At 60.5% G+C, this 1,121-nt stretch carries 2 protein-coding genes; both read right to left on the bottom strand.

Annotation, left to right across the window (positions count from 1 at the left end; genetic code table 11):
* A partial coding sequence (locus J0A65_RS23780) for an aldolase (RefSeq protein WP_206596748.1) occupies window positions 1–576 on the bottom strand: 576 nt, incomplete at its 3' end.
* A gap of 17 nt (window positions 577–593) precedes the next feature.
* Window positions 594–1,121, bottom strand: a 528-nt coding sequence (locus tag J0A65_RS23775; RefSeq protein ID WP_206596747.1) for an HAD-IA family hydrolase, incomplete at its 5' end; no start/stop codon positions are given.

The following is a 1,121-nucleotide window of genomic DNA, read 5'->3' as shown; positions in this document are numbered from 1 at the left end:
AATAGTCGGGCCCGCAACAATCACACCATGGTTCTTCAAGAACAGCACATCGGCATCCCCCATAACGCTGGCAATCCGATCACCCTCTGACGCATCGAGTGCCAGGCCGTTGTAGTTCTCGTCTACCGCCGTCCGTCCGTAGAATTTCAACGCGGTCTGCCCAAACCACAACAATGGCGCCCCTTGCAGCAAGCACAGTGCAGTGGCGTGGGGCATGTGCGTATGAAACGCCACTTTCACCCTTGGAAGTTGTTTGTGAAGGCGCGCGTGGATATAGAACGCAGTTGCTTCAGGCTGACCTTCGCCGGCTACAACATTGCCATTGAAGTCGCAGACCAGCAGATTGTCGACGGTAACTTCCTCGAACGCATACCCGTACGGGTTCACGAAAAATAAATCATCGCGTCCCGGCACCATGGCGGAGAAGTGATTGCAGATACCTTCCTCCAAGCCGTGCAGCGCTGCGAGTTGAAAGCACGCGACCAATTCCGAGCGCGCGGTGACGACGGCGGGCGCTTCAAGGTCCAGGTCGGTGTAGCGGGCGGTACGCAGACCGCCTTCAAGGGTGTGCGCCATGACGATGACTCCAGGGGTTACCAGCCAAGGGATTTGAACAGCGGCACGACTCGATCGAGGGTGCTCACCATCGCATCGGGTCGATAGTCAGGCAGCAACTGTCGACCGGTGCCGCGGTCGATCCACACACAGCGGAACTGCATGTCGCGCGCGGCGGCGTGGTCAAGGTGCGGGCTGGCACAGATGTGCACCACTTCATCACGGCGCACGCCCAACTGCTGGTGAGCGTAGTCGAACAGGCGCGGATCGGGCTTGTAGGCACCGGCCTGCTGGGCAGTGATGACCCGGTCAATGTGCCCACCGAGCTGCGCGACGTTGCCGGCAATGATGTCATCGTCGGTGTTGGACACGATGCACAGCTTGAATCCCATGGCCTTGAGGCGCGCGAGCGTGTCGACCACCTCAGGAAACGGCGGCATCTGTGGAATCGCCCCAGCCAGCTGCTGGCTGTCCTCGGCCGAACTGGGCAACCCCAATTCCTCCAACGCAAGCTGCAACCCCAGCGTGCTCAACTGACGGAACGAGCGGTGCGGCGGCGTCTGTTC

The organism is Bowmanella yangjiangensis (assembly GCF_017255015.1).
Classification (GTDB): Bacteria; Pseudomonadota; Gammaproteobacteria; order Enterobacterales; family Alteromonadaceae; genus Bowmanella; species Bowmanella yangjiangensis.
This window is presented reverse-complemented; position numbering and strand designations above follow the sequence as displayed.